This window comes from Xenorhabdus griffiniae, assembly GCF_001028135.1.
In the GTDB taxonomy this organism is placed as follows: domain Bacteria; phylum Pseudomonadota; class Gammaproteobacteria; order Enterobacterales; family Enterobacteriaceae; genus Xenorhabdus; species Xenorhabdus bakwenae.
The window spans coordinates 1-535 of the sequence record NZ_LDNM01000135.1 but is presented as its reverse complement, the minus strand read 5'-3'; the positions used below and the strand labels follow the sequence as shown (position 1 = coordinate 535).

1 rRNA gene is annotated in these 535 nt (G+C 52.1%); it reads right to left on the bottom strand.

The features are described 5' to 3' along the window. A 16S ribosomal RNA gene (locus tag AAY47_RS18650) occupies positions 1 to 369 on the bottom strand; the annotation flags it as partial. Positions 370 to 535: the final 166 nt, after the last annotated feature.

Below are 535 nucleotides of genomic sequence, written 5' to 3'. Positions count from 1 at the left end.
CAATATTCCCCACTGCTGCCTCCCGTAGGAGTCTGGGCCGTGTCTCAGTCCCAGTGTGGCTGGTCATCCTCTCAGACCAGCTAGGGATCGTCGCCTAGGTGAGCCATTACCCCACCTACTAGCTAATCCCATCTGGGTTCATCCGATGGTGTGAGGCCCGAAGGTCCCCCACTTTGCTCTCTCGAGGTTATGCGGTATTAGCCACCGTTTCCAGTGGTTATCCCCCTCCATCGGGCAGATCCCCAGACATTACTCACCCGTCCGCCGCTCGCCGGCAAAGAAGCAAGCTTCTTCCCGCTGCCGCCCGACTTGCATGTGTTAGGCCTGCCGCCAGCGTTCAATCTGAGCCATGATCAAACTCTTCAATTAAAGTGTTTGATGCTCAAAGAATTCTGACTGTCCGTTCATAATGAATTAACTGTTCAGTCACTCTTCAAGACTGTTTTAATCTTTTTCGCCTTTCGGCGTCAGATAGTGTCTTGTGAGTGCCCACACAGATTGTCTGATTAATTTGTTAAAGAGCGTTGGCAACCGG